Source organism: Bradyrhizobium sp. USDA 4541, assembly GCF_024171085.1.
Classification (GTDB): domain Bacteria; phylum Pseudomonadota; class Alphaproteobacteria; order Rhizobiales; family Xanthobacteraceae; genus Bradyrhizobium; species Bradyrhizobium australafricanum.
This window is the reverse complement of sequence record NZ_JALJZF010000001.1, coordinates 6,976,008-7,002,160: the sequence shown is the minus strand read 5'-3', so window position 1 is coordinate 7,002,160 and position 26,153 is coordinate 6,976,008. Positions and strand designations below refer to the sequence as shown.

The window sequence follows — 26,153 nt, the reverse complement described above, 5'->3', positions numbered from 1 at the left end:
CATCATGGAGATAAGACGAGAGCAGCCAGCCGGCGCGAGCGTAGAACCACAGCCTCACGGCGACCGTTGGCAGAGTCGCGGTCCGACGAAGTTATTGTCGTCTTCGATGAATCGAGGCTGGTCTGGCCTGTCGGCCGAGGTGCGCACTCATGGCAAAAGCGTAATTCCCTGGCAAGGCACGCAATCCGATACCGAGATTTGTATCGATATCCGTGGTAATGGGTCGCTCATCACGCGGCGTGCTTCCGGGATCGTGGATAAGAAGGTCACCCGCCCCGGCACCGTTTGGCTAACTCCAGCGGGTTGGCGGGACGGCTCCGTCGACATCGCCAACGATCTGCCGGAAATCATGCATATCCATCTTCCCTCGAGCCAGTTCTCCCCGAGCAAGCTCGGTATCGACGTCGATGAGTCGGTGCTCGGCTTCCTGAGATATCAGAGCGCCTTCGAAGATCCGCTACTAGGCGAGATGGCGCGGGCCATCGCGTCGGAACTGCAGGCCGAAACCTCTGCAGGCACGCTGCTGGTCGAGTCACTGGCAAGCAGCATGGCCGCCAGGCTGATTCAAAAACACATCTGTACGCCAACCGCCTCCTCTGTTACCCGCTTAGCGAGAGAAGGGCTCGATCGCCGCAGGCTCTTCCGCGTGCTGGATTATATCGAAGCAAACCTCGAAGGCGATCTCACTCTTGATCGCATGGCATCAACGGCGGCTCTGAGCCGCTACCACTTTGCCCGCGCCTTCAAGCAGGCCGTCGGACAATCTCCCCATCGCTATGTGAGTACCAAGCGCCTCGAGCGCGCGAAACTCCTGCTGATCGAAGGTGATCTCCCCTTGGTCGAGATTGCACTGGCACTCGGCTTTTCCAGCCAAGCCAATTTTTCACGCGCGTTCCGGCAGGCGACCGGTCTGGCGCCCGGCCAGTATCGTCGGGGGCTTGGATCGTGGGAACGCGACCCGTCGGTGGACGATATCAGTCGGGCTCTTCCGATTCTGGCGTGATCGCGGGCGCGGGGCGGCCGGGTCAGCGCGGTCGGCATTGTGACCTGGCTTGATTTGATGATTCAGTTTTTATGAGTGATTGGACCTTCCGGGCACGTTTCGAGATAAATCGATACACGCGCTTGCAGGCACCTCGACTTCGGCAAAAATGTGCAAGCCATGTTTGCGCAACGGTTCGCCAACTCCCGGTTTTTCAACCACCAACGCCGAGACCCCGCGCCTGGCAAGAGCGTTTGGAAAGCCCGAGAGAAAAAGAAACTCCTTCAGTCCGTCCAAACCGTTGAAATGCGCCATGACAGGTGCAGGACCCTTTGTCTCGGCCGGAACGAATAAACGCAGGAAGCGCCGTCTAAAGGAACCGTTACTCTCTGCCAATCCACACCACCTAGTTTCTAAATACTTCGAGAAACTTGCAAGCAGCAGGTCGTAGGCCGCATGCGAGGAGGATATGTGCGCGCCGGCATCCGTTCGCCAGTAATGTACATGACCGTTGCTTGAGCTGAAGATGCTGGCCTCCTCATCTCCAGAGGTTCGTTTTGGCCAGGTCGATCAACTCGTCGCCGCGGCCGCTGATCACGGCCTTGATCATGTACATGGTGAAACCCTTGGCCATTTCCAGTGTGACCGAGGGCGGCATGGCGAGTTCGCTCCGGTTCACGACCGCATCGATCAGCACTGGACCGTCGTGCGCGAGCGCCGCAGCAATTCCTTCCGTGACGTCGGATGAATGCTCGAGGCGGATGCCGCGTATGCCCGCGGCTTCGGCCATCGCTGCGAAATTCGGATTCTTGAGCTCGGTGCCGTAGTTGAGAATTCCCGTCGACTTCTGCTCCAACTCGATGAAGCCCAGGGCACCATTGTTGAACACGACGACCTTTACGGGCAGCCTTTGTTGGGCAAGGGTGAGAAGATCGCCCATCAGCATGGTGAAGCCGCCATCACCCGAGAGCGAGATTACCTGGCGGCCGGGATAGGCGGCCTGCGCCCCCACGGCCTGCGCCATGGCATTGGCCATGGAGCCGTGCCAGAACGAGCCGAGCAGACGGCGCTTTCCGTTCATCGCCAGGTAGCGGGCAGCCCAAACCGTTGGCAGGCCGACGTCGCAGGTGAACACCGCGTCATCTGCAGCCTGGTCGTTGATCGTCTTTGCGACCTGTTGTGGATGAATCAGTGCCTTGCCCGGCATGGCCACGGCAAGCTCGTCCAGCGCCTTGCGCGCCTTGGTGTAGTGGCGCTGCGCCTGTGCCAGATGTGTGCCGTCGGCTTTTGTCTTGAGCAAGGGAAGCAATGCCGCAAGCGTCGCCCGGACATCACCCACCACACCGAGATCGACAGTGGCACGGCGGCCGATATTCTCCGGCCTCAAATCGACCTGCACGATACGGGCATCGCGGTTGTCCGGATAGAATTGCCGATAGGGAAAATCGGTCCCGAGCATCAGCAAGAGGTCGCAGTCGCGCATGGCGTAATAGCCGGAGGAAAAGCCGATCAAACCCGTCATGCCCACGTCGTATGGGTTTTCCCATTCGACATGTTCCTTCCCCCGCAGGGCGTGCACCATGGGCGCCTGGAGCCGTTCGCCCAGGGCTAGAAGTTCGTCATGCGCTCCCGCGCAGCCGGAGCCGCAGAGGACGGTCACGCGGCTCGTGCCATTGAGCAGTCTAGCAAGCTTTTCGAGGTCGTCGGTTGCCGGCGTTACGACCGGCATCGGCGGCAGCAAGCTATCGGCTTTTGGGGCTGGTGCAATCATAGCCGCCTGCAGGGCGACGTCGCCAGGAATGACAAGCACCGACGCGCCTCGCTTGCCGACCGCTTCCTTGATCGCGACCTGCAACGCTCGCGGCATCTGATCTGCTCCTGACACGAGCTCGCAATAGTGGCTGCATTCCTTGAACAGGTTCTCCGGGTGGGTTTCCTGAAAATAGCCGCTGCCGATCTCGGCGGAGGGAATATGCGCAGCGATTGCGAGCACAGGAACGCGTGATCGATGACAATCGAACAGACCATTAATGAGGTGCAGATTCCCCGGCCCGCAGCTTCCGGCGCAGACTGCGAGCTCGCCCGTCAGATGGGCCTCGGCGCCCGCGGCGAAAGCGGCGACCTCCTCGTGACGAACGTGGACCCAGTCGATCCCGCCATGACGCCGGATCGCATCCGTCAAGCCGTTGAGACTGTCCCCAACCACGCCGTAGATGCGCTTAATGCCGGCCGCCGCCAGCGTCTCAACGAATTGGTCAGCAACGGTTTTGGCAGGCATGGCGCGTCCTCGAATGTTGAGCAAGCCGCGTTCGGCCAAAAGGCTGTCAGCGCGGGTTCTTTCTCGGAGCGCTCAGGATACCGATGCATCGGACAGTGGCTTTTCTTCGGTTGCCGCTGTTTTGTCAGGAGTTGCTGAAAACACGAGGATGATGACTGAGAATGAAACTACATTCCCGCCAGCGGCTTTCCCCTAATTTGCAACCGAGTTCGCGGCCAGACTTGCGCACGCCGCCGGGTGTCAACTACGCAAGTCATCCGCGCCTTCTCAGCGGCAGCAGGCATGCCCTTGCATTCCTACCTCGTGGGTCTGCGGGGTGGGCGCACGAAGGTGGCGCTGCGGACCGGAAAGCACCTGACATTCAGGCCTGCAGGCGCCATAGGCGACGCGCTAACGCGCACGCCGTCGCCAATTGCTCGGGGTATCGCCCGTTAGCTTCCTGAACGCCGCGGCGAACGCGGTTTGGGAAGAATAGCCGAGCGCGACCGCGATTGAAAGCACCGACGCGTCGGATCAACGCGACAGAACGGCCTGACGACGGGTTCGGCTGTCCGATTTTGCATAGCCTCGTCGGCTCTCACGTGCTCCTCTACGAAAACAGAACGCGGTCAGGACCAAGCGCCGGCCCGCGATTAACTAGTCTTTGCGAGATGATCGGGAAGCGAATGCGTGCACCAATTCTGGCTGTCCTCTGCGTTCTCTGCGCATGGTCCGGCTCTGTGTCCTCCGCAGGCGCCCAACAGGCATCGTGGACCCAGATCGGCATGCTGGCTTGCAAGCTCGACCCTAGCGTCGGGTTTGTCATATTTGGCCATCAATCGATGTCATGTCGCTTTACACAGAACCCGCCATTGCCGACTCAACTCTATGAAGGCGCCCTCAATACCGTCGGAATCGATATCGGCGTTTCAGCCGGCGGCGCACTCGCCTGGGCGGTCCTTGCCCCGACGGCAGGCCCTCCGCCCGGAGCTCTCGCCGGCGAATATGTCGGGGCGTCAGGCGACATCGGCCTCGGCTTAGGCGCCGGCGTCAATGTTCTAGTCGGTGGCTCGGGGCGGTCATTTGCGTTGCAGCCCGTCTCGGTGGAGGGCTCGGTAGCCGTCAATGTGACCCTCGGCCTCTCCGGGCTCCAACTGCGTCCGATCTATTGACGCGCCGCCGTCCGACCGCCGTTTGTGCAGTCCCGAATTGCTCGACGAATGCGTGGCGCGCTTTCCATAGCGGGCTTGCGCCGGGGGAAATTGCCTCCGTGCCAATCGGAGGGGCTGCTGTCGAAACGGAAGCGATTGTCCGAGGGCGGCCGCGCCTACCGCGGTCTCCATTTCTCGCGAAATTCGCATGGCGTGGCGCCGGTCATACGGCGAAACGCACGCGAAAAATGCGCAGGATCGGCATAGCCAGAAGAGAACGCGATTTCGATGATCTTGGCGTCGGTCTCACGCAGAAGCTTGGCGGCATTCTCAAAACGGATCAATTCGAGCAAGCTTAATATGTCAGGCCAGCGTTTGAGAATTTGCGTTGAAAACTCCCGGCGCTTGCGCCGGCCATCTCGGCGATTTTCGCGACCGCCGGGATTCCCTCATCCAGGTAAGAAGGCAACATCAGTGCACGGACAAGCTCGTCGCCGAACGGCTGGGGCTCGTCCTCGGAGAAATTCAGCGCCGTATCGCGTGTCAGGCTGGGTAGGTCGAGATGCGCCACGGGCACATCAATCCAGGAGGCTTCCTGGCGCGGCAGAAAGCGCGTATTCGGCCAGAATGCCTGAGCCTCCGAGCCTGGCGCATAATTTGCCTCGAAGGCCATCGTTGAGGGAGTCCACTCCGATCCGGCTAACTGTCGAACGATGTGGACGACAAAGACGTTCTGCAGCCATTGTGAGTGTTCAAGATGAAGCATGCCGGCAGTCCCGCCCAGCTTGCTGAAAATTCTTACACGATCATCGCGGCGCTCCAGCCACATGTACAGGTTCGTGTCTTCGAGCGGTGCCGATTTGCACACTTGCTGCAGGGCGACGTACAGCGTCGGAGAGTAGCTGATGATGGTTCGCAGCTTATCGCTCCAGTGGCAGAACTGCAGCCGCCGCGAAGCGGGAAAGCCAATATCCGTGATGCCCTGCGATCTCTGCGCGGCTTGTGCAAACAATATGGCAGGCAATATCGGAACATAATGATCGGCTTTTTCTTGCAGCGCTGTCGGGAGACTAAATTTCGACAGGAGCGTCGCAGTGGGAGCTCCCAGCTCGTTATGAATGTCTGCAAACGGAATCACGAATTGGCAGCGGGTTAGGGGAATTCCGCTCATGTTGCTCGTCTGCTGCCTGCGGCGTTCATTTTAACGGTCGTACTTTGTCGTCGCGGCACTATGAGGAGCGATCTCGAAATTTGCTCGCCGGGTGCATTGGGTGTCGCGTCGCAGCGGTGCATGCGAGGCTGGGACGTGTGCAATTGATCTTAATTCCAGAATTGCAATTTAGGCGGCTCATGGCCAGACGGGCCTACCAATTCGATCACATTATAAGAAGATCGTAAGCAGCGGTTTGAGTAAGGAGATCACGCTTGCAATCTTTCATGACGTGCACATAAAACCCGTCTCTTCGCCATCCCGACACTCTGTCCGCGCGGCGATTTCGGTGCTGCTGCGTCAGGATGACGCATCTGTGCAATGCACTGCGCGCCAACTGGGCGTGAGCGTGCGCTCATTGCAGCGACACCTCGCTGGTATGGGGACAAGTTACAGCGAATTGGTCACCGAAGTCCGCCTCGATACGGCCTGCCGCCTCCTTGCGGAGTCCAACGAGCGCATTTCGGACATCGCCTTACGTCTTGGCTACACCGGAGCGAGCAGTTTCAGCCGAAGCTTTGCGCGTTTGATGAAAATGCCGCCGATTGCATATCGGCAGCAGCAGGCCGCCAAAGGGAATGGCAAGGCCCGCGCCAGCAAAAGTTAGCGCATGGGCGGCTTGCACTGAGTGGACGCGGAAGGCGCGAAAACGCAAGGCCGCGACGCAGGTAGCGGCCCCGCATCGCCCCGCGAACGAGCGTCGCGCTAGCATATTACCAGTATTCGAGCTGTGTTTTTTCGGCGGCAAGGCGGCCCGGAAGACCATGCATCAATGATTGGCGCGAAATGGCAAGACGCTTCGCGCTGAAAGACGCGAGATGCAGATGTAAAGCCAGACGTTGAGGTCAATTATTATGTACTGCGCCGCTCCTATTGCCATTGCCGATCTGATCTGCACATCCGCGCGAAGCGGTCAGTCAGGGGGCCATGCAAACGGGTTGCGTGCCCATATTCGGGGTAGCTTCCTCACTTCATCGGCTTTTTGGATGCAATCGAAAGGCACCGACCAATGATTGGCGGTGCCAGCGATCGATATCGCGTTCTTGTCGCGCGGGCCGAGGCCATCGCTGCGGGGAACGTTGAAGAAATGCCTCGCATCCCCGCGATATGCCACCGGCTCTCAGTGAGCCAGCGTACTCTACGAAAAGCGTTCAGGAGCGTTTACGGCCAGTCGCCGTGCCGTCGAATTCGTGTGCTCCGACTGAATCAGGCGAGGCAGGCACTTCTCGCGGTGGACGGCGAGACAGCAAAGGTGACGGAAATTGCGATCTGCTTCGGCTTTTTCGAGCTTGGACGGTTTTCGGTTGAGTATCGCAAGCTGTTCGGCGAGAGCCCTTCGCAGACGCTTCGAGCGGCGGGCCGGGACAGCGATATGTCGCACGGTGGCAGAGCTGGACTGCGCAACGCCAGGATCGATTACCAGAATCCTTTGTCGAGGGCTTTCAGCGCGGGCGTGATGGACGCGACTCAGGATCGTGATGTCGAAAGCGTATAGCTGCAGCGGGCTAGCCGAGACGAGGCGAGCCCGCAGGGAAAACCAACCGGAAGGGCGCCGTGTCGATGGACCTGACGAAGGCCTGGTATGTTTCGTTCGAGGTGCCGAAAAGGATGCGCAAGACATCCACGCAACGACAGCCGAGACAGAGTGAGAGCTTTCCGACAGAACTCGACGCCCAGAGGTTTGCCCGCCAGAAGTTCGAGCAAGGATACATCGTGACCGCGGGCACCATCAACCCCTGCACACCGCGACGGGCGATACCTTCGGCGGTCATTCACCATTGGCTTGCGGAAACGTCCGAACCGCCGTTGGGCGAACCGGCCTTATTCGAGGACACCAAGGAGCCGGATCTGCCGTAGGAGCCTGCCGCGATACGGTGCGCCCGTGCATTGGCAGAATTTGCATAGACCGTTCCGACGAATTGCCGATATCGTTTCAACGATCTTTTCCCGGAATGTGCCGGGTTCACCGGATGGCGCATAGTGGGCGATGACCGAGATAGTGCCTGTCGCTCCCTCGATCGATCAGCTTGGCCGCATCACTGCTGTCAGACATCGCCGATAAGGACCCCGTTCGAGGAGAGTGTTTTGCAGGTTACGGGGAGGGTTGGAGCGCTGAACGCGCGCAATTGCGTTGGTTTCCCGGGATTGGTGCTGGCCGTCTTGATTTGCCTCTCCAGCGGAATTGCCCGTGCTGGAGATGAAGACGATGATTCTGCGAACGGGGTGTCGAGCGCGCCGAACGTCTACCTGGACATGAGAACCACCTACGCGAGGGTGCCCGCCGGTGCGCTGGCGGTCGGCTTCGGCAATTCGTCCTTGCTCGCGGCGTTGCAATCCGCTGCCATCTCGAACGCCGGCAGCCTGGCTGCGATTGCGGGCGGTGCGGCGATGCCGGGCGCCCAGAGCGTCGTGGTCGATCTTCCCATGACGATCGACGTGAACGATAATGTCTCGCTCTATGCCGGCGTATCAGCCAGCTCGACCAGCACTCCGATGACCGGCTGGTCGTCCGTGGCGCTTACGAGCTGGAATCTTGGATTTCAGGCCGATCTCTACAATCAGAACGGCGGCTCGATTCCGACCCTGAGTTGGCAATCGACCATTACCCAGGCGATTCCGAATGGACCGTTTGCTACCACGAGTTTTACAAATGTTTTCGAGTTCGACTATGCGTTCGACCAGGACGAGACTCGTGGGTTGCTCGCGGGTGTGCAGGACACACGGGTTGTCATCGGCAGTCAACTCGCGACCATCCATTCCGATATCATGGGCTATGTCGGCGGTTACTACCAATGGCCGAACAATTGGAAGCTTACGAGCCGCGCGGGCGTGCAGGTTTTCGGCGGCGCCGAGCTCTTGGGCCGCGCGTCGGTCTCCTCCTTTACCCAGCCGATCGTGCGACTGGACCTTGACCGGATGGACGACAATGACAACCGACTGTTTGGCGTGACCGCGCAGATCATGTGGGTACCAAAGCCTGCTTACCAGATCACGCTCAGGACGCCGCTCTATTTCGCACGCAACTAGGGCTTCCGGGTCAGCATGACGGAGTTTCGGCAAGGTTGAACCAGGCCAGGAGCGCCCGGTCATCGCTCGACACCACCGGATTGTCAGAATTTGCATATTCGTCAGCCTGCTCGCCTGACACCGAGAGACCATTGGCGCTCAACACCGACTGCGCGCCGATGCTTTCGCTGCGGCAACTTGGCCACAGTCGGGAAAACAGAACGCGCGCGTCAGATTCTGCATAGTGGGTTGCGCGCATTCGATGCGATCACCGCTACACGATTTCTTCAATCAATCAGGTGCGGCAATGAATAAGATTGGAAAGTTTGGGGTTGCGATCGCGGCCTCGCTGATGATGGGTGGTTATGCGGCCGCGGCGGACTTGCCGGCGGCGCCCGCCTACAAGGCGCAGGCTCCGGTTGCCGCCGTCTACAACTGGACGGGATTCTATGTCGGCGGCAACGCCGGGTACGGCTGGGGCAACCAGGACCCGATGGTGCTGTTCGCCAACAGGTTCGATCGAGCCGGTTTTGACATCAGTGGCGGCATGATCGGCGGCACGTTTGGTGGGCAGATTCAGCAGGGATACGTCGTGCTCGGCCTGGAAGGTGACATCGACTGGGCCAACATCAGCGGGTCCTCCGTCGTAACGCCGAGCATTCTCGGCATCGGACAGGGCGTCACGCTGAACACCTCGTCAAACATCAGCGCGCTGGCGACGGTGAGGGCCCGGGTCGGTATCGCCATGAACAACGTCCTGATCTACGCCACCGGCGGCGGAGCCTTCGTCAAGTCGACCGCCAGCGCATCAACCATCGCCGGCGTGCCCTGCGGCACGGTTGGCGTCTTGCCGGATTGCTCAGCCTCGTCCTGGCGTCCGGGCATCTCCGCGGGTTTCGGCGTGGAATACGGCTTTACACCGAACTGGTCCGTGAAGGCCGAGTATCTCTACACGAAAGTCGTCGGCACCGGAGTCAGCACGGATGAATTGAATGTCGTGCGTGGCGGCATCAACTACCGGTTCTGAACAAGGGACATCGATCACATATTCGGTCCCGTTCGACGGACGATGCGCCGCCTCGAACGTCCGATAGGACTGTCTTGATCCTGATCGTGCATCCGAGCCGATGCTTTTCAGCTCGGATGCCAGTCGCGCGCGAAGGCGCCCGGCCTCTGAAAGTCGTCTGAGATCTTTCTACATCCGATTCATCACAATGGGATCCCCAATGCGTTCGAGACTGCTGCTTTCCGTAGCTCTGCTGGTTGCCACAATGGTGTCTGCCAGGGCCCAGACCCCGCTGTCGGCCTATGTCGACGCGAATGGATTCATCGATGTTCAGAAGCTGACCTGCGCGCAACTCGCCGGGACCTACCAGGAGGACGCCGATGCGCTGACGGCCTGGTACAGCGGCTGGTACAACGGCCTTGCCAAGAAGCATTTCCTCGACCTGCGCAAGGGCAAGCTCGTGGAGCACGAAGTCATCGTCTACTGCAAGGCACATCCCGAAAAGCTCATCATCGACGCTATTGCCGTCGTGTTCAAGGCGGAGCGGGAGATGATGGGAATCCAGATGAAGTAGATTGTCAGAGGGCGGATCGGTCGCACGTTGCCGACCGATCCGCTGTGCGCAGTGTTACTAAGAGCGGCATCGCCTGTTCTATTTTTCTCTTGAATTGCCGCTCAGACGGGCGGGATATTTTGAATTGAATGATTTCGGGCAATACACCGACGCCGTTAGAGGCGCGAGGGTGACATTTCTGAAATGGCACCGACGGCGGCCCCGGGATTGCGCATGGCGTCACCGACCCGAATTTTACGACGTTGATCGTCCAGTCCTCCAACTTCGACGATCGCGTCGTGCTCGATGGTGTGCCATGCCAGGCCTCTGACCTGGTCATTTTCCCTCCGAACTGTCACTTCACCTTTGTCCGTTCCGGTCATGTCGAATGGGTGGCGTGGTCGCTGCCCAATGAGGAGAGCATCGCGAGGAACATGCTCCCTGCGGCCACAACTCAGGCTTCGCCGAAGACCGCCAAGCATCTCGTCCGGTTGCCAGAGCCGATCAAATCGAAGCTGATCGAGGTGTCGAGGCAGGCTCTGCGTTCCTTCTCCGATTCTGCCTTCGCTGACCGGCCTATGATGGCGCGGGAGGCAGAGGACGCCCTGATGGATCAGCTGGCTTGCATCCGGGATAATCGCCTGAGCCAAAGCTTCCTGCCCAACAAGTACACCCTCTCGTACGAGCGAATCGTTCTGGAGGCGCTTGAGTTCGTTGGGACCAGGTCGGAAAGCATCGTCCATATCAAGGACATCGTGAAAGCGACCAAGGTGGAATACCGCACCTTGCTGCGTGCTTTCGAGCGCTATCTCGGCTTCTCGCCAAAGCTCTATCTGAGGCTTCGGCAGCTAAACCTGGTTTATCACGAGATCAGTCGCGACAACGGTGCATCGGTCGGAGTCGTCGATATCCTGTCGGCACACGGCGTCACCGAGTTCGGCAGATTTGCCGGCCACTACCGGTCGCTGTTCGGCGAGTTGCCATCCGAGACATATCGCCGGTCTCGCGCATTGAGGTCTGGCAACGTGCCGTGACCTCGAAGTGGGGTTTTGGTGCAACACCGCTAAGAATTGGTCGGCGGTGACAGTTTCTGCATACCGACTGAGACAAGGTCGATGGCAAGTGGCTCATGTGTTTTCCACGTTCAATGAGGCTTGCAGGCGATGAAGAAAATCAGTTTACTTACCGCAGCGGCGGTGATGTCCGTTGCGTTCACGGGTATTGCAAAGGCCGCCGATCTTCCGCAGCGGCCGGCGTACAAGGCGGCGCCGATCGCCGCGCCCATGATGTACAACTGGTCCGGCTTCTATCTCGGTATCAACGGTGGATATGGCTGGAGCAACCAGTGCATCGATATCACCGCAATCAATGGAATTGGCGGCGTCTTCGCGGAAGGCTGCAATAGCAAGGGCGGCGGCATCATCGGTGGCCAGCTTGGCTATCGTTGGCAGGCCGGACAATTGGTGTACGGTCTGGAAGCGCAGGGCGACTGGGCCAACATCCGCAACACGCGCATCAGTGCGCAGGACCCGACACGTACTTACAAGTCGACCCTCGCCGGCCTGGGCCTCTTCACGGCTCAACTGGGCTACGCGGCCAACGAGGCCTTGTTCTACGTCAAGGGCGGCGGCGCGGTTGGCAGCCAGGACTTTGCCATCATCGACAATGTGAGCGGCACGGGCCTCGCCTTCGCGAACCGGACCCGCTGGGGTGGCGTCGTGGGTGTCGGCTTCGAGTACGGCTTCTCTCCGAATTGGACGGCCGGCATCGAGTACGACTATCTGTGGCGGGTAAACGAGAGCAACACGTTCCTGACGCCGTCACTCGGGCGCATCACGTCGATCACCGCCAACACCAAGACGGACGCGAGTCTGCTGGCGCTCCGCCTCAACTATAAGTTCGGTTACTAGTGAAGAAAGGAGGTCGTCCAATTCGGCCGGCCTCCATTCTTGTTTCATCATGCCTGGGTCCAGGTAATCCACTATTCCGGAGTTGATCATGCTGTCGAATACGATGCGTGCGATTGCTTTTCTCGGTGCTTTGGCGGCCACAAACATGGTCTTGGCGCAAGACACGGCGTCCCATGCGCCGCTGAAGACGATCGGGGCCAACAAACCCCAGGTCGTTCCATCACTGATCGTCTTCAACTCCAGGGGCGCGAACGTGCAGCCCGGCAAGCTGGTCCTCACTGGCGTCGCGCCAAATGCGATCATATTTGCGGATCGGCCGGTTCGCTCGGCCGGTCACGATCTGACCAGCCATATCGTCGAAGACTGGGGAACCGGCAGCGACAATTTTGCAAAGAATCCGCCCAACGCCACAGTGTCCGTATTCCAGAAGGACGGCAGCACCGTGCGCGATGTCGTTGTCACACTGAAGAATCCCAAGCTCGAAGGTGATAACCTTGCCTTCGATGTCGATATTCTCGAAGGTGACATCAAGGGCGCCGACGGTCCTGCCTCTGTCTTCATCGACATCATCGGCCTTCCGTTTACGCCGCTTTCATTCGCGGGCGTTGCGCGACGCACGGCCTATCGAGGTGCGTATTATGCCGGAGCCGCTGCGGCGGCTGGCGCTGCGGCTGCCTACGCGTACCCGTATTACTATCGGCCGCCGGTTTGCGGATACTATCCCTATCCCCCGTGCTACTAGCGGGACCGCGCGGAGTTTGGCCTGGCGTCCTTGCGCCAGGCCAGCCTCTGGCTGATGCGCCTTGTGTACCATTTGCGTCCAGCCGGCACTGGACGATGATTCTCTCGACTCGAGGAAGCGCCGGCCCGTCCAGAAACGAGCCGATTTCGAGTCTTGGCGCTACAACGCGAAAGAGCCCGGCTGAGCCGGCCGCTTGCTACGGATTGGGCTTGTGATGACTGAGGTCATGCAGTGAAAGGCGGGCCTCGCGCACCAGATCTACAAGCGAGAGCGTGAAGAAGCTGAGAGCGACAACAAAGAGCAGTGCAACGCCGTACTCATGCTGGAATCGAAAGAAGGTACACACGAACGCCAGGATCACCAGCAGCGAGGTGACGATTGCGCTGACCGTCGCGAGAACGATTGCCTTGTTCAGAAGCACAGCGCGACGCCTGAGATGTGGGATATCAGGGTGCGTTCCGGAACGGTCGTCGTCGGCCGTAGCGTGCAATGCCTGTAGCCTGTCGACGACGCGATTCATGCGCCCTATCAAAAGCGACACGAAGGCCGCAACTGCGCCAAGGAGAAATGCGGGCGCCGCTACTTGCGAAATGACCTGCGACAGGTGCGCGGCGGTCGGTGTGTCGATCAGCATGGCTACTTTTCTCCGCGACCGGTACCTGCGCCGCCGCCTACATTGGAGTCAGGGCGAGCGCTCGCAACGAAAGCTTAGCGCATCGTTGGTCACGGGGAGCTTTTTACAACGATGTGAGATCGTTTGCTCAAGATAATCGCTGCGTAGCGTGACGGGCAAGGGGACGCCGCGAAGCGTCCCCTTGCCCGTCGCTTAAACTTACGTCGCTTTTTTGGCCGCCGGGATCGACCAAGTGCCGTCGAGGATCGACGGGTCGTCCTCGTTCGGCCAATACATGCGCAGCATCAGGATGAACTTGCCGGTCGGTGCAGGCAACCAGTTCGACTCCTTGTCGGCCCCCGGGGATTGATTCTGGATGTACAGGTCCGTTGAGCCGTCCGGATTGACCTTGAGGTTCTGTCGCGGGCTGATCGAGTACCGATTGATCGGGTTGGAGACGAAAAAGTAGTTGGCATCGTACATGGTAACGGACCAGAAGCCGCTCACCGGCGGCAATTGGCCCTTTGGAAAACGCATGACGTATTTGTTCGAGCCGTGATAGTCGCTACCGTCCGCATCCTTTAGCGAAAGCGGATAAACCGCGTCTCTGTTGCGGTTCGCGCCGAGCCCGATCGCGGTGACCAGCGCACGGTTGAGATAGTCGGTCCCGTAGACGCCGGTCTTGGTGTCGTAGATCCATCCGTTGACCTTCTTGATGGCGTCGTTGACTTTGAGCTGGAGCATGATGCGATCGAAAGCGGCGCGGGGAATGCGCTTGACGAAATCCGCGTCCAGCTTGCTGGCATCGAAGTCCTGGCCCGGGACAAGACCGATCTTGGCGAACCGCGCGAGTTCGGGCGTGTCAGCAGAAGAGGGAGGGTTCACTTTCATCAGCTGGGCGAGCAGGCTGAAGTATTCAGCCGCATCCATGCGGTTGACCTGTTCGCGCACGGCCGTCTTCATGTCGATGGACGGATCGACCTTGCCCGAGGGCGGCGTGTAGTCCTTTCCGTAGGAACTCAGCGGCACCAGCTTGAACTGGTCCTGCAAGGCGTGGACGGCTGCGTAGTCTTCCGGAGTGCCCGTGCAGTAGATCCGGCCGAGCAACCAGACTATGTTGGTTGGGGCCTTCAATTCCTTGACGCCGGACGGAAGCGTGCCGCTCCAGCCGGGACCCGTGATTGCATAGGTCTGCGCCCCGGTGCCGGTTGTGCGTTTTCCGGGCACGGCGAACACATTGGTCCAGCCGTCGAGCATCGGCAGCAGGAAATACCGGTCCTTCATGTCGGGAACGCTCAACACCCATGGCTCCTTGCCGACGTCGAAAAATGCAGTGGTGTAGAGCGTATCGGCGTTCGGTGCTGTCACATCGCGAAACGAGGCATCCGGATACTGACGCAGCTTGATGATTTGACCCATGGGGGCACGCGTGCCCTCCGCTTTGACGACGTTGGTGAAGACCCGGCGGGTCATCTCGATTGTGACAAGTGGATAACCGAACACATAGGCGTCGGTGGCGAGCCAAAAATCTTCCGCCCCTTCAACGATATCAAATACTGGGCCTTCGTGCGCTCGGAGGATCGACGGGGTCAGTGCAGTGGAAGCGGCGGCAAGTCCGGTCTTCAGCGCAAAACGGCGGGTGATGTCCATCGTTGTTTCCTGGGATTGGTTTCGTTCAAGGCGGCTTTTTGGCAGCGTTGCGGCGCTCCATCTCGTGCCGCGCAAGGCAGGCTAGCCCGTACTTCCCAGCATCGGCTATGCAGTTTCTGACCTTGATCGGGGGCCCATCCGACCAATCGCTTGGCGAGCCGGGGATCCGAGCGGGCGCATGCCGAAGTCGAAGACCCCGCGCTGGCAATAACTGAGCGCGATTTCAGACCATTGCTTCGCGCGGGGCTGGAGATTGCCGAATTTGCATAGTGGGTGGCCGCTTTTTCGTTAGGTTGGCGAGCGGACGAAAAGACGCTTGGCGTGTCAGGCCCGTCCACCACGGAAACGGAGTAGGTTGATGCAAAAGCGATCGAGCCCGAACATGCTGACGAAGCCCGATTTGCTGAGATCTGCCGCGCTGGCAGGCGTCGCCGCTGCTGGCGCCCAATCAAGCCAGGCTTGGGCCCAGTGGTCGGAACGTCCGGGATTCTTCAAGGCCAAGGACATCGCAGAGGCCGGCTTCATCTATGGTCTGCCGATGGTGATGGCCTACGGCGTCATGAACGAGTACGCTGTCGACAAGTCGTCGGGCCAGTACAAGGCGCCGTTCAATACACTGTTCAACGAGGCGCGCGTCTTCACATACGAAGATACCGCCGTGATCACCCCCAACAGCGACACGCCGTATTCGTTCGCTTGGCTGGACCTGCGGGCCGAACCGCTTGTCTTTTCGGTGCCGGCGATCGACCCCAAGCGCTACTATTCGCTGCAGTTGAACGACCTCAACACGTATAATTTCGGCTATGTCGGGACGCGCGCCACCGGCAGCGATGCCGGAAGCTATATGATCGTCGGCCCGCGATGGACCGGCGTGACACCGGCCGGCATCAAGAAGGTATTCCGGTCGACCACCGATTTTTGCCTGGGGCTCTTACGCACGCAGCTGTTCGACCCGGCCGATATCGAGGCCGTCAAGAAGATTCAGGCCGGCTACAAGGCGCAGCCGCTTTCCAGCTTCCTGAATCAGCCGGCGCCTTCTTTCCCCAAATTCGAGAAGGACCTCGTCCGCACCGAGTTCTTCGAATACCTTGATTTCGCGCTTCAATTCGCGCCGGCGCTGCCGGAAGATCGCTGGATCCGCGAGCAGCTGGCGCGGATCGGCGTGGGGCCAGGGAAGAGCTTCGATTTCCGCAGCCTGTCGCTGGAAGACAAGGCGGAGATCCTGCTTGGCATGAAGGAGGGCGAGCGCAAGGTCAGCGAGGCCGTTGCGACCCTCGGCAAGGACATCAACGGCTGGCGCGTCGGCGCGCCGTTCGGCGATGCCGCATTCTTCCATGGCGACTGGCTTATGCGCGCGGCAGCCGCGAAGGCCGGCATCTATGGCAACGACGCGGTGGAGGCCATGTATCCTTTGGGCAAAGTGGATGTCGATGGCAAAGAACTCGACTGCTCGAAGTCGAGCTACACGCTTACCTTCCCGGCGGAGCAGCTGCCGCCGGTCAACGCCTTCTGGTCGGTGACGATGTATGACGGCAAGACGCAGCTTTTGGTGAAGAACCCGATCAACCGCTACCTGATCAACTCGCCGATGCTGCCGCACATGAAGTGCGGTTCCGACGGCTCGCTGACGATCTACGTCCAGAACAAGTCTCCGGGAGCCGACAAGGAGGCAAACTGGCTGCCGGCGCCGGATGGCCCGATCTATGTGGTGATGCGACTGTACTGGCCGAAAACCACGCCGCCATCGATTCTGCCAGCTGGTGAAGGGACGTGGAAGCCTCCCGGCTTCAAGCGCGCGTCCTAGAGATCGAATTTTTATCGGCCGGATGCGCGGCGACAGAGTCGCAATTGCACGCATCCGGCCGGCACGGGCATGGCACCGCCCTTGTGAGTGTTCAATCCCGGTGCACGACAGATGCAGGAGATCATCGTGCTCATCATCCTGACGCTCTATTTGGTCCTGGTCTGGCTCGTCTTCTCGAGGCTCAAGCTGGTCCGATGGGGCTGGGCGTCCGGCACCGTCACCGTGCTGCTTGGCGCGTTCATCCTCGCGGTATTCCTCGCGATGTTCAACTACCTGACCCCGTCGGGAAGCTTAGTCGTGATTTCCCGCGTCATGGAGGTCGCGCCCAATGTCTCCGGCGAGGTGATCGAAATCCCGGTCAAGCCAAACGAACCGGTGAAGGCCGGCGCGGTGCTGTTTCGCATTGATCCGGCACCGTTCCAGTACAAGGTCAACCAGCTCGAGGCATCGCTCGCCCAGGCACGCCAGCAGGTCAAGCAACTGAAGGCCAGTTACGAGCAGGCGACGGCGAATGTCGATGGACTGACCAAGCAGCTCGCCTTTCACACCCAGCGGCTTTCCGATTACCGCAAGCTCGTCAGCGAGGAGGCGCAGACCGCGTTTCGTCTGCAGGACGTCCAGGTGCAATACGACACGGTCGAGTTTCAGCTTCAGGCGGCCAAGGCCGCACAGCTGAGCGCACAATTGGCGATGGAGTCGGAAATCGGCGGCGTCAACACAACCGTCGCACAGATCCAGGCCCAGCTCGACCATGCGAAGTGGGAGCTCGAGCAGACGACGATCCGCGCCATCGGCGACGGTGTCGTTACGATCATGGCGCTGTCGGTCGGCGACCGCGCCATGCCGGCGCGCTCGGTGATGTCGTTCATCGTCGCAAACGATATCGTCATCACCGGCATGTTCCCGCCGAACGGATTCCGGACCATCAAGCCCGGCGCGCGGGTCAAGCTCGTCTTCGACGACGACCCTGGCCGCATCCACGAAGCGACGGTCATGGCTATCCCCCAAGGCGTGGGGCAGGGCCAGATCGCGGTCTCAGGTACGCTGGCGCGGGTCGGCTCGATCGGAGGCGCGAAGGCTTATCCGGCTGCTATTTCGATCCCGAAGACCATCGACCGTAGCCAACTCCGGCTCGGAATGCCGGGCACCGCCACCGTGTTCGCGGACAACGCCGGCGTCATCGGCCTGTTGATGTCGATCCTGGTCTGGATCGGTTCGTATACGGCATATTTATAGCCGCCTTCCATTTCACTCTCGGCTCCAATTGGTAGCTCATCCAGATATCTCCGGAGAAAAAATGGGTTTTCGATCTGCAGGCAGTATTGCAGCCCTCGTTTCGGTCACTCTTCTTGTCCAGTTGTGCTCGGGTGCTCGCGGTTACGCCCAGCAATCAACTGGTCAATTGTTGATCTCATCGGGATTCAGCCCTGTCGCTGCGACCACGCCGGAGCTGTTGAATCGGCTGATGTTGTTCCCGTCCAATCAATTTCAGCTGCGGCAGAGGAGCGGACGTTCCTACTACGTTTACGCGGATCCCTCCGGATGTACCTGTGCGTATGTCGGCAGCGTGGCCGCTATGGACAAATATCGCGCCAGTTATGGTGCATTGCCGGCAACTACGCTCTCGGCAGGCGGCTTTACGAATCCCGAAGAGAACCTGATCAACAGCATGGAAAACGATGACGCTTCGGCCCAGTTCAACGATGACGTATTTGGTCCGGACTTTTAGGTTTGCCTGATGTGCGTTCGAGCATGAGGGCCCCGCGCGTTCGCGGCACACGCACCGCACCGACCTGACCGTCGGCGGCGTTCTGTTGATGGAGACCGGCGCTTCAGCTCCTCGGCGCAAAGGAGGAGGGATCTATCCCATCCGAAGTCGTGGCGCTCCCATCCAGCGAAGCCGGGTCCGATCGATCGACGTTGATGTCGTGTCGAATCAAGGGATGCCTTCAATCATTCGGGCAGCATGGCGCCCAAGGCAGGCGCTTGTCCCGGCCGCGATTGCGCACGAAACTGCCGCGGCGTAACGCCGGTAATGCGGCGGAAGGCGCGCGTAAAGTGCGCTGGATCCGTATAGCCGGAGGAGAATGCGATTTCGATGATCTTGGAATCCGTGTCGCGCAAGAGCTTGCTGGCATTCTCGAACCAGATGGTGTCGAGCAGATCCGAGTATGTCATGCCGGCGTACGCAAGCTTACGTTGCAAGCTCCTCGCGCTCGCGCCAGCCATCTCCGCAACCTGAGCGAGAGCCGGAAGTCCCTGGTCGAGGTAGGACGGCAACATCAACTTGAGCGTTGCAATGATGTCATGACCTGACGGGCCAGCCTGATCGTCTTGCAAGGAGAGCACTTGCTCCTTTGCGCGATTGGGAAGGCTGAGGAGCGAGATCGGCACGTCGATCCACGATGCGTCTTGTCCCGACAGGAAACGCGTGTTTGGCCAGAATGATTGACACGCGGGGCTCGGCGTATACCGGGCTTCAAACGCGATTGTAGCAGGAGCCCAATCCGGTCCGGCGAATTGCCGGACAATGTATATGGGGAAAATATTCTGAAGCCATTGTGAATGCTCGAGATGCAGGAGTCCTTTTGTTCCAGTGAGACTGCTGCAAAACTTCACGTGACCGTCGTGGCGCTCGATCCAATTCTTCAAGTTCGAGTCCTCGATCGATGCCCATTTGCAAGCCTGTTGCAGCGCGACCAACAGCGTTGGGGCATGGCCGATCAGAGTCCGGGTTTTCTCGCTCAGGTGACAATAGTGCAGACGTTGGGAGGCGAGGAATCCAAAATCCGGAATACCTTGTGATCTCCGGGCGATTTCCGCGAAGTCGATTGCTCGCAGAATCGGAACGTAGTGATTGGCCTTTTCTTCCAATGATGTCGGAAGATGAAATTTTGCCAGAAACGAACCCGTCGACGCGCCGATTTCGCTAAGGATATCAGCGAAAGGAATGAGGAACTGGCAGCGCGTCAAATGAATATTTGCCACCGGGCCGCCCCTCGATTGTAAAATGGATGCTGCCTGTCGGCGGGAGTTTCGCTGGGACCGGGCGTTGGCGCGGCCGGCAAAAATGGAAGAGTTCGCTGCCCCCTCCCGGCATGCACCTTTCTCTGCACCCCAGCGATCGGCTGCGAGCCACTCCTTCGATGCGGGTCTTGCCGGCTTTTTTGGCGGCTTATGGCCAGACGGCCAACAATTCGCTGCATAGGCTTACTTGAGATCAAAACTACGACCGGAATGGAGGAAAGCTGAGCCCTTCGTGCTGCGTTTCGATGAATTCTCTCTCCGTACCCTCGCAGCATTACGTGCGCTCGACAATGGTTGAACGAGAGCCACTGGGTGATCGAAAGGCGCACCCCAGTTTTTCCGGACAGTCGGCCGGAAGGAGGCCCGGAATGCCCATGGCGTCGAAGCATCTGGTATTCTCTAGACGGAGCATAGACTTCGTGCCTCACACCAACAGATGAGAGCCGTCCGTTTGCCTTCGTCCGAAGCGATCCGCGCGGCCATTGTCGCGTCGCTGCGACATGGTGACGCAACCATAAATGGCACAGCTCGCGCATGCAAGATCAGCTCGCGGACGTTGCAGCGTCATCTCGGCCGTATGGGCACAAGCTACCGCGCAATGCTTGCGGAGGTTCGCTTGAATTTGGCTTGCCGGCTGCTCGTAGACTCGAGTAAGCCCCTGTCCGACGTCGCAAAGTTCCTCGGCTATTCCAGTGCAAGTAGTTTCAGCCGCACTTTCGCGCGTTTGATGAAAGTCCAGCCCGTTGTCTACAGGCGGCAGCAACTTGCTGGTAAACGTCGGCAGGCGTCCCATCGCATATGACCTTGCGCGATCGATAGCTGAATTATTCCACAAGATTGGCGTGAAATGGCAAGACGCACGATTTGAATTGGAGCGAAACGTTCGGCGAGATTTCGGGGCTCCGCAAGGAGCCATTTTGCTTTTTTTGACGTTCAACAGGCGCAGGGACGCTACGGGAAGCTATATGGCCCGGCCGAAGCAAAAGCAGAGCGACGCAGGCTGGCGAGCACGGTAGGCATCGCGTCATGCAATCACGTCGCCGAGCACGAGCGGCCAGCCGCCGAATCAGCTCCATCCGTTCGCGACAAACAGAAGGCGCTAGGGCTATCCGCCAGACGACCTTCGTCGCGGCGTCGGCGAGCCCTGAGATCGTCCGGTCGGTGCCTGCACAGACCGATCTGGGCGCTTACGCCAGTCTCGACCAGCGCATTGTCGATGCGATCGCGGTGGTGTGCCTGGCGCATGGGATAGGTTGATCGTCCAGGCGTCATCGACCCCGACCTTCTGAATATGGTATCGTCGCGACAGCGAGAGGTCTGGCGCGATCTGGTCGGACCTAAGAATTGGCCTTGACCTGACTAGGTCAGCTAGCCTGCTCATGTAGCGGACTCCCGCTACCATTGGCCACGATTTGCTCCGTCACGGCGCAGAACGGGAATTACAGCGGGCCATGACGTGCTGCTGGCCGCTTCTGACGAAGCTTAGGTGCCTTGGCTCGGGAGGCGTTCTGATCCTCCTGAAGTTTGAGCGTCGCTCTGGCGTGTTCGGCGAGTTTCAACGCGTTGTCGGCGTTCGAAGCGAGCCGTGACAGCAACTGGGACAGCACTTTGAACTCCTCACGCGTCAGCATGCTAAACAAGGCGTCGTTGACCGGGCGCTGCAAAGCGGCAAGGCGGATTAGTAGGCTCATTCCGCGTTGGGCGAGCGCAAGTTGCACCCGTCGTCCGTCTTCGGGGTGGGGGCTTTTCTCGAGCAGGCCGTCGGAAACCAGCTTGTTGATCTCGTTAGTGACGAAGGCGCCGCTCAGATATAGCCGCTCGGCGACCTGATTCACGCCCATCGGTTCTTCCGCAGTCGAATTCTTGATCGCAATCAATATCAGATATTGGGTGGGCGACAGGTCGACGAAGCCCGCGAATATTTCGCGGCAGGCCTCAAGACTGCGTCCGAACGCGAAATAATCGTAGAGCAGGCCGCGAAGCGTGCGGTCTCCTTCCTTGTCGAGCAGTTCGGGTTTCGACGCCGTCAGGAGTGCATCGTTCACGCGGTCAATCTCCTCGCCAAATCATGGCATTGCGAGCGCGGTGTTCGACAATCCCCTGTCGAGCCGCTTCGACGAGGATGACTCAGTTCTCTGCTTCGACGACGTGAAGGTGCCTTGGGATCGCGTCTTCATCGAGGGCAACGTCGAGATGTGCCAGAAGCAGTTCCACGCCATGCCTTGTCACGTCTACCAAAACTACCAGGCGATGGTCCCTCTCAGCGTGAAGCTCACGTTCCTGACTGGCCTTGCGCATCGGATCGCCGAAATGAACGGCGTCACGCAATTCCCGCAGGTTCGCGAAATGCTCGGTCAGCTCGCAGCCGAGACCGGCATGGTCGATGCGCTGGTGGCTGCGATGGAGGCAAAGGGCACGCAGGTCGGTCCCTACTTCATCCCGGATCGGCACACGCTCTATTCCGCACAGGTCCTGACGCAGCAGCTCTACGCCCACATCATCAATACGCTGCGCGAGCTCGCCGGCGGCGGCATGATCATGCTGCCTTCGTCGGTGGCGGACTTCGGCAACCCGGAGATTGCTGCCCTGATCGACCAGACGCAGCAGTCGCCGAAGGCCAATTCGCACGACCGCGTGAAATTCTACAAGCTCGCTTGGGACGCCGTCGGCTCCGAGTTCGGGTCGCACCATCAGCAATACGAGATGTTCTACGCCGGCGCGACTTTCGTTACCAAGGGCCATTCCTATTGCACCTACGACTGGACCGGCGCCGATCGGTTGGTGCAGACGATGCTCGATTTCTACGACCTCAACGGCGTCTCGACCTCCAGCAAAGCCGCCTGAATCAGGGAGCAAACACATGCCCGTCAACAAGAAGCACGACGAATTCTACACGCTCGTTAAGACCACCGGGTGGGAAACGCCCGCGGGCTATCCGGCCGGCATCCAGCAGAAGATCATCGCCGGCGGCCGAGATGAGGAGAATCGGCACGGTACGAGAACCCGGCTGCTCCGTTTTGCGCCCGACGTCTATACGACGGCGCCGTTCTCGCACGAGTATTGGGAAGAGGTCTATCTCGTATCGGGCGACCTGATCGTCGGCAACGATGACAAGGGCGAGGGCGGCGTGAGCTTCCCGCCGAACACTTACGCCTGCCGGCCTCCGCACGCGCCGCACGGTCCGTTCAAATCCGTCGGCGGCTGTCTGCTCCTGGAGATGCACTACTTCGATCCGGTTTGATTCCGGTTCGCTAGCGACCGCCTGCACCGGGAGTTCGACCCGCAGGCATCGAGCGAATATGTCGGATCGCACGTACGGCGTCTGGAGGCGATGCGGCGTGAGGCAATGGTAAGCCGTCTTGCCGACGGGAGCTGGAATGTCGGCGACGACTATCTCGACCGGGCGCTCCGATACGAGAAGCTGCAGCGCTCGCGCAATCCGGTACGCGTCGCGGTGTTGTCATGGCAGAGACTCGAAGATCTGCCGCAGGCGCTGGGAGCAACGTGGCTTGATCGCAAGCTGATTGGCAAGGAGCCCGATGGGTTCGTGTCGGCTGGCTTCGGGGCGGAAGTCGAGACCGCATTGCGAACCAGGCGGCAATGGCTGATCGAGCAGGGGCTGGCGCGAGAGCAAGGGGGGCAAGCGCGGTACGCGCGGAACATGCTCGAGACGCTCGAGGCCCGTGAGCTGGCAAGGACTGTGGCGGATATTTCCGCGCGCACCGGGCTTGAGCATGTCGACGTCAAGGCCGGCGACAAGGTTGAGGGCGTCTACCGGCGCGTGCTCACGCTGCACAGTGGGCGGTTCGCCTTGATCGAGCGATCGCATGAGTTCGCGCTGGTGCCCTGGCGGCCGGTGCTGGAGCGGGCGCGCGGGCAATTGGTCACCGGTCAGGTCGGCGGGGAGGGCATTTCCTGGTCGATCGGCATCAAGCGCGGAATTGGACGCTATGGCCGGATGCTCGGAAAGTCAGTCAGTTTCCGTCCAGGAGCGTTCGTGTTCCATCCTGGAGCGTTCGTGGAATTCATCTTTTGTGTGTCCAAGGAATTGAATCAATGACTATTATACTATTTTTGCGAGAATAGTATAGCTGAAATGTTCCAGAATACCGGTGGTTATACTATTCTCGCGAAAATAGTATAGCGAGGTTCCAAGATGCCGTCGAACCAAGCCCTCGATATCAGCTACCAGACGCTCTATTCGGAGCTTGTCCAGCGAAGCCTGGACGAGAGCGTCACCTCCGAATTTTCCACGAGCGGCCGCTTCGTAGCGGTCGAGGTGAAGGGCAAAAAATACTGGTACTTCGACACGCCGAAGCCCGAAGGCGCGGGCCAACACCGCCGCTATGTCGGTCCCGTCGACGATCCAGAGATCACCAAGCGGGTCGAAGCATTCAAGGATCTGAAGGCCGATCTGAAGGGACGTCGCCGTCTCGTTTCCACATTGACGCGCGAGGCCTATCTGCCGCGTCCTCTGCCGATGGCTGGCCAGGTGGTGGAAGAATTGGCGAAGGCGGGCTTCTTCCGCATGAGGGGCGTGCTCGTCGGCACTGTCGCTTATCAGTGCTACGCCGCCGTGCTTGGCCGGCGCCTTGATGCGGCCGCCATGCAGACCGGCGACGCCGACTTTGCGCAATTCCACGAAATCTCGGTGGCGGTCAAGGATTCCATGCCTCCCATCCTGGAGGTGCTGCGCCAGGTCGATCCGACCTTCCGCGAGGTCCCGAGCCAGGCCGACGGCAGGGTCTCCACCCAATTCACGTCGAGGGGCAACTTCAAGGTTGAATTCCTGACGCCGAACCAGTGGTCGGACGACCAGGCAGGCAAGCCGGTCCCGATGCCGGCCCTCGGCGGGGCAGCGGCACTGCCGCTCCGTTTCCTCGACTACCTGATCTTCCAGCCGATCCGCGCGGTGCTGTTGCACGGTCCGGGCGTGCCGGTCCTCATTCCATCGCCCGAACGCTACGCCATCCACAAGCTGATCGTCGGCTCCCGCCGCAAGGAGGACCGCGATGCGACCGCAAAAAGCGCAAAGGATCGGCTGCAGGCTCGATCGATCATCGAAGCGATGATCGCCAACAGGCAGCAGTCGGACCTTGCGGCCGCCTATACGGAGGCATGGGATCGCGGCGATCAGTGGAGAGCGGCGATCCGCACCAGCATCGCGACCTATGATGACAGCTTCCAGACGTTGCTCCGGACCGAACTAGGGAAGGGTGTATCCGAGCTCGGCTCCGATCGCGCCGCCTACGATCTCGCAGACAAGTCAACCGACACGCCAACCTCTCGTCCACAGTGATCCGCGGACCGCAGGCTCAACACCGACGCGGCCGCAACGCAGCCTCGACCAGCAGCAGCGGCACACAAGCCGGGCGCAAGAAGCTCGGCCAGGCATGCTCTGCCTACGAAGATCGACATGCCGATCATGTCGACGTCATCAAACAAGCTGCTCCCTGCGCGCCGGAACCAACAAGCCTGAGCCTGGTCGGCAGTGCACGCCTTGCGGGGCATTTCTCGAACGACATGCTCATCGCTGATCCATCCGGCACTCCGAAGCCCGCGCACAATGAGAAGCAGCTTGGTCATGCAGAATCGAGGCGTGACCCCGCACCGCCTGCCGACAGAGGCAATGTCTCTTCGCTGTTGAGCAACTGATTGCCCGGTGGCTGAGCGCGACATGGCAACGAGATGCAATCTGCGCCAGGTGTTCACGCGCTGTTGAAGCATTCGATGATGCTGTGCTGATCTTGATCTTCAACTTCGGCACTTGATCGGGCTTGATCGAAATCGCGCTCGCTGATGGCGCGACTTTTTATTTCGATTGAAGGCTCGCCGAATTTCGCCGTTCTCATCGTGCCGCTCACGTCGCGTGGGCGGATGGGGCGGCGAATGTTTCCAGCAAAGATCTACATCGGTCAGATCACGATCGTGTTCGGCATCGTCGTCGCGTCGACCTGAGGAGCGACGCAATGGACCGCGGCAGCCCTCGGCTTTCAGCAACGGCTGGGTGAACCCTGGTTCGCGATCGCCGGCTATCCTCGCCTGTTTAGCTTTTTATCGCGGCGGTGCCCTGATCGCTGAGGTCATCTTTCGGATTTCAAATCTCACCCATGCCCGCCGCCGTCAGAACGGGAAGCATGTCATGGTTTCGACGTAGCCCATCTGGTGAGATTCTGAACGTCAGCCGATCCAGCGGACTGACGATGAAGCGCCTAGCTCTGATGTCCCGCAAGACCCAGCGA

General features: G+C 59.9%; 28 protein-coding genes and 2 pseudogenes. 20 read left to right on the top strand and 10 right to left on the bottom strand.

Going from position 1 to position 26,153, the window contains the following annotated elements; all coding sequences use genetic code 11:
• The first annotated feature begins 106 nt into the window (after positions 1-106).
• Complete coding sequence (locus tag J2R80_RS33920) at positions 107-1,003, top strand: helix-turn-helix domain-containing protein (protein ID WP_253640106.1); 897 nt, start codon at positions 107-109, stop codon at positions 1,001-1,003.
• A 517-nt stretch (positions 1,004-1,520) separates the two neighbouring features.
• On the opposite strand, the gene poxB is transcribed toward J2R80_RS33920, so the two are convergent.
• Both poxB and J2R80_RS33910 read right to left on the bottom strand, forming a co-directional pair.
• A complete protein-coding gene (gene poxB / locus J2R80_RS33915) occupies positions 1,521-3,260 on the bottom strand; it encodes a ubiquinone-dependent pyruvate dehydrogenase (RefSeq protein ID WP_141340147.1) in 1,740 nt (579 codons plus the stop codon).
• A gap of 390 nt (positions 3,261-3,650) precedes the next feature.
• Positions 3,651-3,773, bottom strand: a pseudogene (locus J2R80_RS33910) (helix-turn-helix domain-containing protein); the annotation flags it as partial.
• 137 nt (positions 3,774-3,910) lie between these two features.
• On the opposite strand from J2R80_RS33910, the gene J2R80_RS33905 reads away from it, so the two are divergent.
• The gene (locus J2R80_RS33905; protein WP_141340146.1) at positions 3,911-4,411 is read left to right on the top strand and encodes a DUF992 domain-containing protein; all 501 of its coding nucleotides are present in this window, start codon (positions 3,911-3,913) and stop codon (positions 4,409-4,411) included.
• A 155-nt stretch (positions 4,412-4,566) separates the two neighbouring features.
• On the opposite strand, the gene J2R80_RS33900 is transcribed toward J2R80_RS33905, so the two are convergent.
• Both J2R80_RS33900 and J2R80_RS33895 read right to left on the bottom strand, forming a co-directional pair.
• On the bottom strand, positions 4,567-4,743 hold the full coding sequence (locus J2R80_RS33900) for a helix-turn-helix domain-containing protein (RefSeq protein ID WP_229189074.1): 177 nt from the start codon (positions 4,741-4,743) through the stop codon (positions 4,567-4,569).
• A gap of 2 nt (positions 4,744-4,745) precedes the next feature.
• Positions 4,746-5,561: an AraC family transcriptional regulator ligand-binding domain-containing protein gene (locus J2R80_RS33895; RefSeq protein ID WP_246786825.1), complete on the bottom strand. Its 816-nt coding sequence runs from the start codon at positions 5,559-5,561 to the stop codon at positions 4,746-4,748.
• A gap of 235 nt (positions 5,562-5,796) precedes the next feature.
• Here J2R80_RS33895 and J2R80_RS33890 point away from each other — a divergent pair, with 235 nt between their 5' ends.
• The 4 genes from J2R80_RS33890 to J2R80_RS33875 all read left to right on the top strand — a co-directional run bounded on the left by J2R80_RS33890 (position 5,797) and on the right by J2R80_RS33875 (position 8,627).
• Positions 5,797-6,207: an AraC family transcriptional regulator gene (locus J2R80_RS33890; protein WP_253640105.1), complete on the top strand. Its 411-nt coding sequence runs from the start codon at positions 5,797-5,799 to the stop codon at positions 6,205-6,207.
• Positions 6,208-6,609: 402 nt separating this feature from the next.
• A complete protein-coding gene (locus tag J2R80_RS43410; RefSeq protein WP_057017169.1) occupies positions 6,610-7,095 on the top strand; it encodes a helix-turn-helix domain-containing protein in 486 nt (161 codons plus the stop codon).
• A 65-nt stretch (positions 7,096-7,160) separates the two neighbouring features.
• Positions 7,161-7,457 carry a hypothetical protein gene (locus tag J2R80_RS33880; RefSeq protein WP_210254771.1) on the top strand — a complete coding sequence of 99 codons (297 nt, stop codon included), beginning with the start codon at positions 7,161-7,163 and terminating at the stop codon, positions 7,455-7,457.
• A 228-nt stretch (positions 7,458-7,685) separates the two neighbouring features.
• On the top strand, positions 7,686-8,627 hold the full coding sequence (locus tag J2R80_RS33875) for a hypothetical protein (protein ID WP_246786824.1): 942 nt from the start codon (positions 7,686-7,688) through the stop codon (positions 8,625-8,627).
• Positions 8,628-8,637: 10 nt separating this feature from the next.
• Here J2R80_RS33875 and J2R80_RS33870 read toward each other — a convergent pair whose 3' ends face one another.
• Positions 8,638-8,865, bottom strand: coding sequence for a hypothetical protein (locus J2R80_RS33870; protein WP_141340145.1), 228 nt, complete (start codon positions 8,863-8,865; stop codon positions 8,638-8,640).
• 48 nt (positions 8,866-8,913) lie between these two features.
• Here J2R80_RS33870 and J2R80_RS33865 point away from each other — a divergent pair, with 48 nt between their 5' ends.
• The 5 genes from J2R80_RS33865 (at position 8,914) to J2R80_RS33845 (ending at position 12,817) form a co-directional block, all read left to right on the top strand.
• Positions 8,914-9,633, top strand: coding sequence for an outer membrane protein (locus J2R80_RS33865; RefSeq protein WP_057017172.1), 720 nt, complete (start codon positions 8,914-8,916; stop codon positions 9,631-9,633).
• Positions 9,634-9,832: 199 nt separating this feature from the next.
• Positions 9,833-10,186, top strand: coding sequence for an HdeA/HdeB family chaperone (locus J2R80_RS33860; RefSeq protein ID WP_076826357.1), 354 nt, complete (start codon positions 9,833-9,835; stop codon positions 10,184-10,186).
• Positions 10,187-10,428: 242 nt separating this feature from the next.
• Positions 10,429-11,199: a helix-turn-helix domain-containing protein gene (locus tag J2R80_RS33855; RefSeq protein WP_253640104.1), complete on the top strand. Its 771-nt coding sequence runs from the start codon at positions 10,429-10,431 to the stop codon at positions 11,197-11,199.
• Positions 11,200-11,328: 129 nt separating this feature from the next.
• Positions 11,329-12,075, top strand: coding sequence for an outer membrane protein (locus J2R80_RS33850; RefSeq protein WP_076826360.1), 747 nt, complete (start codon positions 11,329-11,331; stop codon positions 12,073-12,075).
• Between the two features lie 88 nt (positions 12,076-12,163).
• Complete coding sequence (locus J2R80_RS33845) at positions 12,164-12,817, top strand: hypothetical protein (RefSeq protein ID WP_375162619.1); 654 nt, start codon at positions 12,164-12,166, stop codon at positions 12,815-12,817.
• A gap of 196 nt (positions 12,818-13,013) precedes the next feature.
• On the opposite strand, the gene J2R80_RS33840 is transcribed toward J2R80_RS33845, so the two are convergent.
• The gene (locus tag J2R80_RS33840; RefSeq protein ID WP_076826362.1) at positions 13,014-13,451 is read right to left on the bottom strand and encodes a DUF2721 domain-containing protein; all 438 of its coding nucleotides are present in this window, start codon (positions 13,449-13,451) and stop codon (positions 13,014-13,016) included.
• 198 nt (positions 13,452-13,649) lie between these two features.
• Entirely contained in the window at positions 13,650-15,080 is a 1,431-nt protein-coding gene (locus tag J2R80_RS33835) for a DUF1254 domain-containing protein (RefSeq protein ID WP_141340142.1), read from the bottom strand.
• 382 nt (positions 15,081-15,462) lie between these two features.
• Here J2R80_RS33835 and J2R80_RS33830 point away from each other — a divergent pair, with 382 nt between their 5' ends.
• The 3 genes from J2R80_RS33830 to J2R80_RS33820 all read left to right on the top strand — a co-directional run bounded on the left by J2R80_RS33830 (position 15,463) and on the right by J2R80_RS33820 (position 18,613).
• Positions 15,463-16,884, top strand: a complete 1,422-nt coding sequence (locus tag J2R80_RS33830; protein ID WP_253641049.1) for a DUF1254 domain-containing protein — start codon at positions 15,463-15,465, stop codon at positions 16,882-16,884.
• Positions 16,885-16,995: 111 nt separating this feature from the next.
• Complete coding sequence (locus J2R80_RS33825; RefSeq protein WP_229189067.1) at positions 16,996-18,120, top strand: HlyD family secretion protein; 1,125 nt, start codon at positions 16,996-16,998, stop codon at positions 18,118-18,120.
• Positions 18,121-18,181: 61 nt separating this feature from the next.
• Positions 18,182-18,613 (top strand): hypothetical protein, encoded by a 432-nt coding sequence (locus J2R80_RS33820; RefSeq protein WP_141340141.1) that lies wholly within the window; start codon positions 18,182-18,184, stop codon positions 18,611-18,613.
• A 224-nt stretch (positions 18,614-18,837) separates the two neighbouring features.
• Here the strand turns inward: J2R80_RS33820 and J2R80_RS33815 are convergent, their stop codons facing one another.
• The gene (locus tag J2R80_RS33815) at positions 18,838-19,872 is read right to left on the bottom strand and encodes a helix-turn-helix transcriptional regulator (protein WP_253640103.1); all 1,035 of its coding nucleotides are present in this window, start codon (positions 19,870-19,872) and stop codon (positions 18,838-18,840) included.
• A gap of 475 nt (positions 19,873-20,347) precedes the next feature.
• On the opposite strand from J2R80_RS33815, the gene J2R80_RS43335 reads away from it, so the two are divergent.
• Positions 20,348-20,713: a helix-turn-helix transcriptional regulator gene (locus J2R80_RS43335; RefSeq protein WP_141340140.1), complete on the top strand. Its 366-nt coding sequence runs from the start codon at positions 20,348-20,350 to the stop codon at positions 20,711-20,713.
• Positions 20,714-21,350: 637 nt separating this feature from the next.
• On the opposite strand, the gene J2R80_RS33805 is transcribed toward J2R80_RS43335, so the two are convergent.
• Positions 21,351-21,956, bottom strand: a complete 606-nt coding sequence (locus tag J2R80_RS33805) for a MarR family winged helix-turn-helix transcriptional regulator (protein WP_141340139.1) — start codon at positions 21,954-21,956, stop codon at positions 21,351-21,353.
• Positions 21,957-21,996: 40 nt separating this feature from the next.
• Here J2R80_RS33805 and J2R80_RS33800 point away from each other — a divergent pair, with 40 nt between their 5' ends.
• The 4 genes from J2R80_RS33800 (at position 21,997) to J2R80_RS33785 (ending at position 25,210) form a co-directional block, all read left to right on the top strand.
• Complete coding sequence (locus tag J2R80_RS33800; protein WP_253640102.1) at positions 21,997-22,755, top strand: 4-hydroxyphenylacetate 3-hydroxylase family protein; 759 nt, start codon at positions 21,997-21,999, stop codon at positions 22,753-22,755.
• A 16-nt stretch (positions 22,756-22,771) separates the two neighbouring features.
• A complete protein-coding gene (locus J2R80_RS33795; protein ID WP_057017180.1) occupies positions 22,772-23,152 on the top strand; it encodes a hypothetical protein in 381 nt (126 codons plus the stop codon).
• 21 nt (positions 23,153-23,173) lie between these two features.
• Positions 23,174-23,971 (top strand): DUF3363 domain-containing protein, encoded by a 798-nt coding sequence (locus tag J2R80_RS33790; RefSeq protein WP_253641048.1) that lies wholly within the window; start codon positions 23,174-23,176, stop codon positions 23,969-23,971.
• A gap of 96 nt (positions 23,972-24,067) precedes the next feature.
• Positions 24,068-25,210, top strand: coding sequence for a GSU2403 family nucleotidyltransferase fold protein (locus J2R80_RS33785; protein WP_141340138.1), 1,143 nt, complete (start codon positions 24,068-24,070; stop codon positions 25,208-25,210).
• Between the two features lie 409 nt (positions 25,211-25,619).
• On the opposite strand, the gene J2R80_RS33780 is transcribed toward J2R80_RS33785, so the two are convergent.
• A complete protein-coding gene (locus tag J2R80_RS33780) occupies positions 25,620-25,763 on the bottom strand; it encodes a hypothetical protein (protein ID WP_253641119.1) in 144 nt (47 codons plus the stop codon).
• A 37-nt stretch (positions 25,764-25,800) separates the two neighbouring features.
• Between J2R80_RS33780 and J2R80_RS43840 the strand changes: the two are divergent.
• Positions 25,801-25,950: pseudogene (locus J2R80_RS43840) on the top strand (conjugal transfer protein TraG); the annotation flags it as partial.
• Positions 25,951-26,153: the final 203 nt, after the last annotated feature.

Coding starts and splice junctions, on each gene's coding strand:
- J2R80_RS33920 (WP_253640106.1), top strand. CDS start 107: ATGAATCGAGGCTGGTCTGGCCTGTCGGCCGAGGTGCGCACTCATGGC.
- poxB (WP_141340147.1), bottom strand. CDS start 3,260: ATGCCTGCCAAAACCGTTGCTGACCAATTCGTTGAGACGCTGGCGGCG.
- J2R80_RS33905 (WP_141340146.1), top strand. CDS start 3,911: ATGATCGGGAAGCGAATGCGTGCACCAATTCTGGCTGTCCTCTGCGTT.
- J2R80_RS33895 (WP_246786825.1), bottom strand. CDS start 5,561: ATGAGCGGAATTCCCCTAACCCGCTGCCAATTCGTGATTCCGTTTGCA.
- J2R80_RS43410 (WP_057017169.1), top strand. CDS start 6,610: ATGATTGGCGGTGCCAGCGATCGATATCGCGTTCTTGTCGCGCGGGCC.
- J2R80_RS33880 (WP_210254771.1), top strand. CDS start 7,161: ATGGACCTGACGAAGGCCTGGTATGTTTCGTTCGAGGTGCCGAAAAGG.
- J2R80_RS33870 (WP_141340145.1), bottom strand. CDS start 8,865: ATGCGCGCAACCCACTATGCAGAATCTGACGCGCGCGTTCTGTTTTCC.
- J2R80_RS33865 (WP_057017172.1), top strand. CDS start 8,914: ATGAATAAGATTGGAAAGTTTGGGGTTGCGATCGCGGCCTCGCTGATG.
- J2R80_RS33860 (WP_076826357.1), top strand. CDS start 9,833: ATGCGTTCGAGACTGCTGCTTTCCGTAGCTCTGCTGGTTGCCACAATG.
- J2R80_RS33850 (WP_076826360.1), top strand. CDS start 11,329: ATGAAGAAAATCAGTTTACTTACCGCAGCGGCGGTGATGTCCGTTGCG.
- J2R80_RS33845 (WP_375162619.1), top strand. CDS start 12,164: ATGCTGTCGAATACGATGCGTGCGATTGCTTTTCTCGGTGCTTTGGCG.
- J2R80_RS33840 (WP_076826362.1), bottom strand. CDS start 13,451: ATGCTGATCGACACACCGACCGCCGCGCACCTGTCGCAGGTCATTTCG.
- J2R80_RS33835 (WP_141340142.1), bottom strand. CDS start 15,080: ATGGACATCACCCGCCGTTTTGCGCTGAAGACCGGACTTGCCGCCGCT.
- J2R80_RS33830 (WP_253641049.1), top strand. CDS start 15,463: ATGCTGACGAAGCCCGATTTGCTGAGATCTGCCGCGCTGGCAGGCGTC.
- J2R80_RS33825 (WP_229189067.1), top strand. CDS start 16,996: ATGCAGGAGATCATCGTGCTCATCATCCTGACGCTCTATTTGGTCCTG.
- J2R80_RS33820 (WP_141340141.1), top strand. CDS start 18,182: ATGGGTTTTCGATCTGCAGGCAGTATTGCAGCCCTCGTTTCGGTCACT.
- J2R80_RS43335 (WP_141340140.1), top strand. CDS start 20,348: ATGAGAGCCGTCCGTTTGCCTTCGTCCGAAGCGATCCGCGCGGCCATT.
- J2R80_RS33795 (WP_057017180.1), top strand. CDS start 22,772: ATGCCCGTCAACAAGAAGCACGACGAATTCTACACGCTCGTTAAGACC.
- J2R80_RS33785 (WP_141340138.1), top strand. CDS start 24,068: ATGCCGTCGAACCAAGCCCTCGATATCAGCTACCAGACGCTCTATTCG.
- J2R80_RS33780 (WP_253641119.1), bottom strand. CDS start 25,763: ATGAGAACGGCGAAATTCGGCGAGCCTTCAATCGAAATAAAAAGTCGC.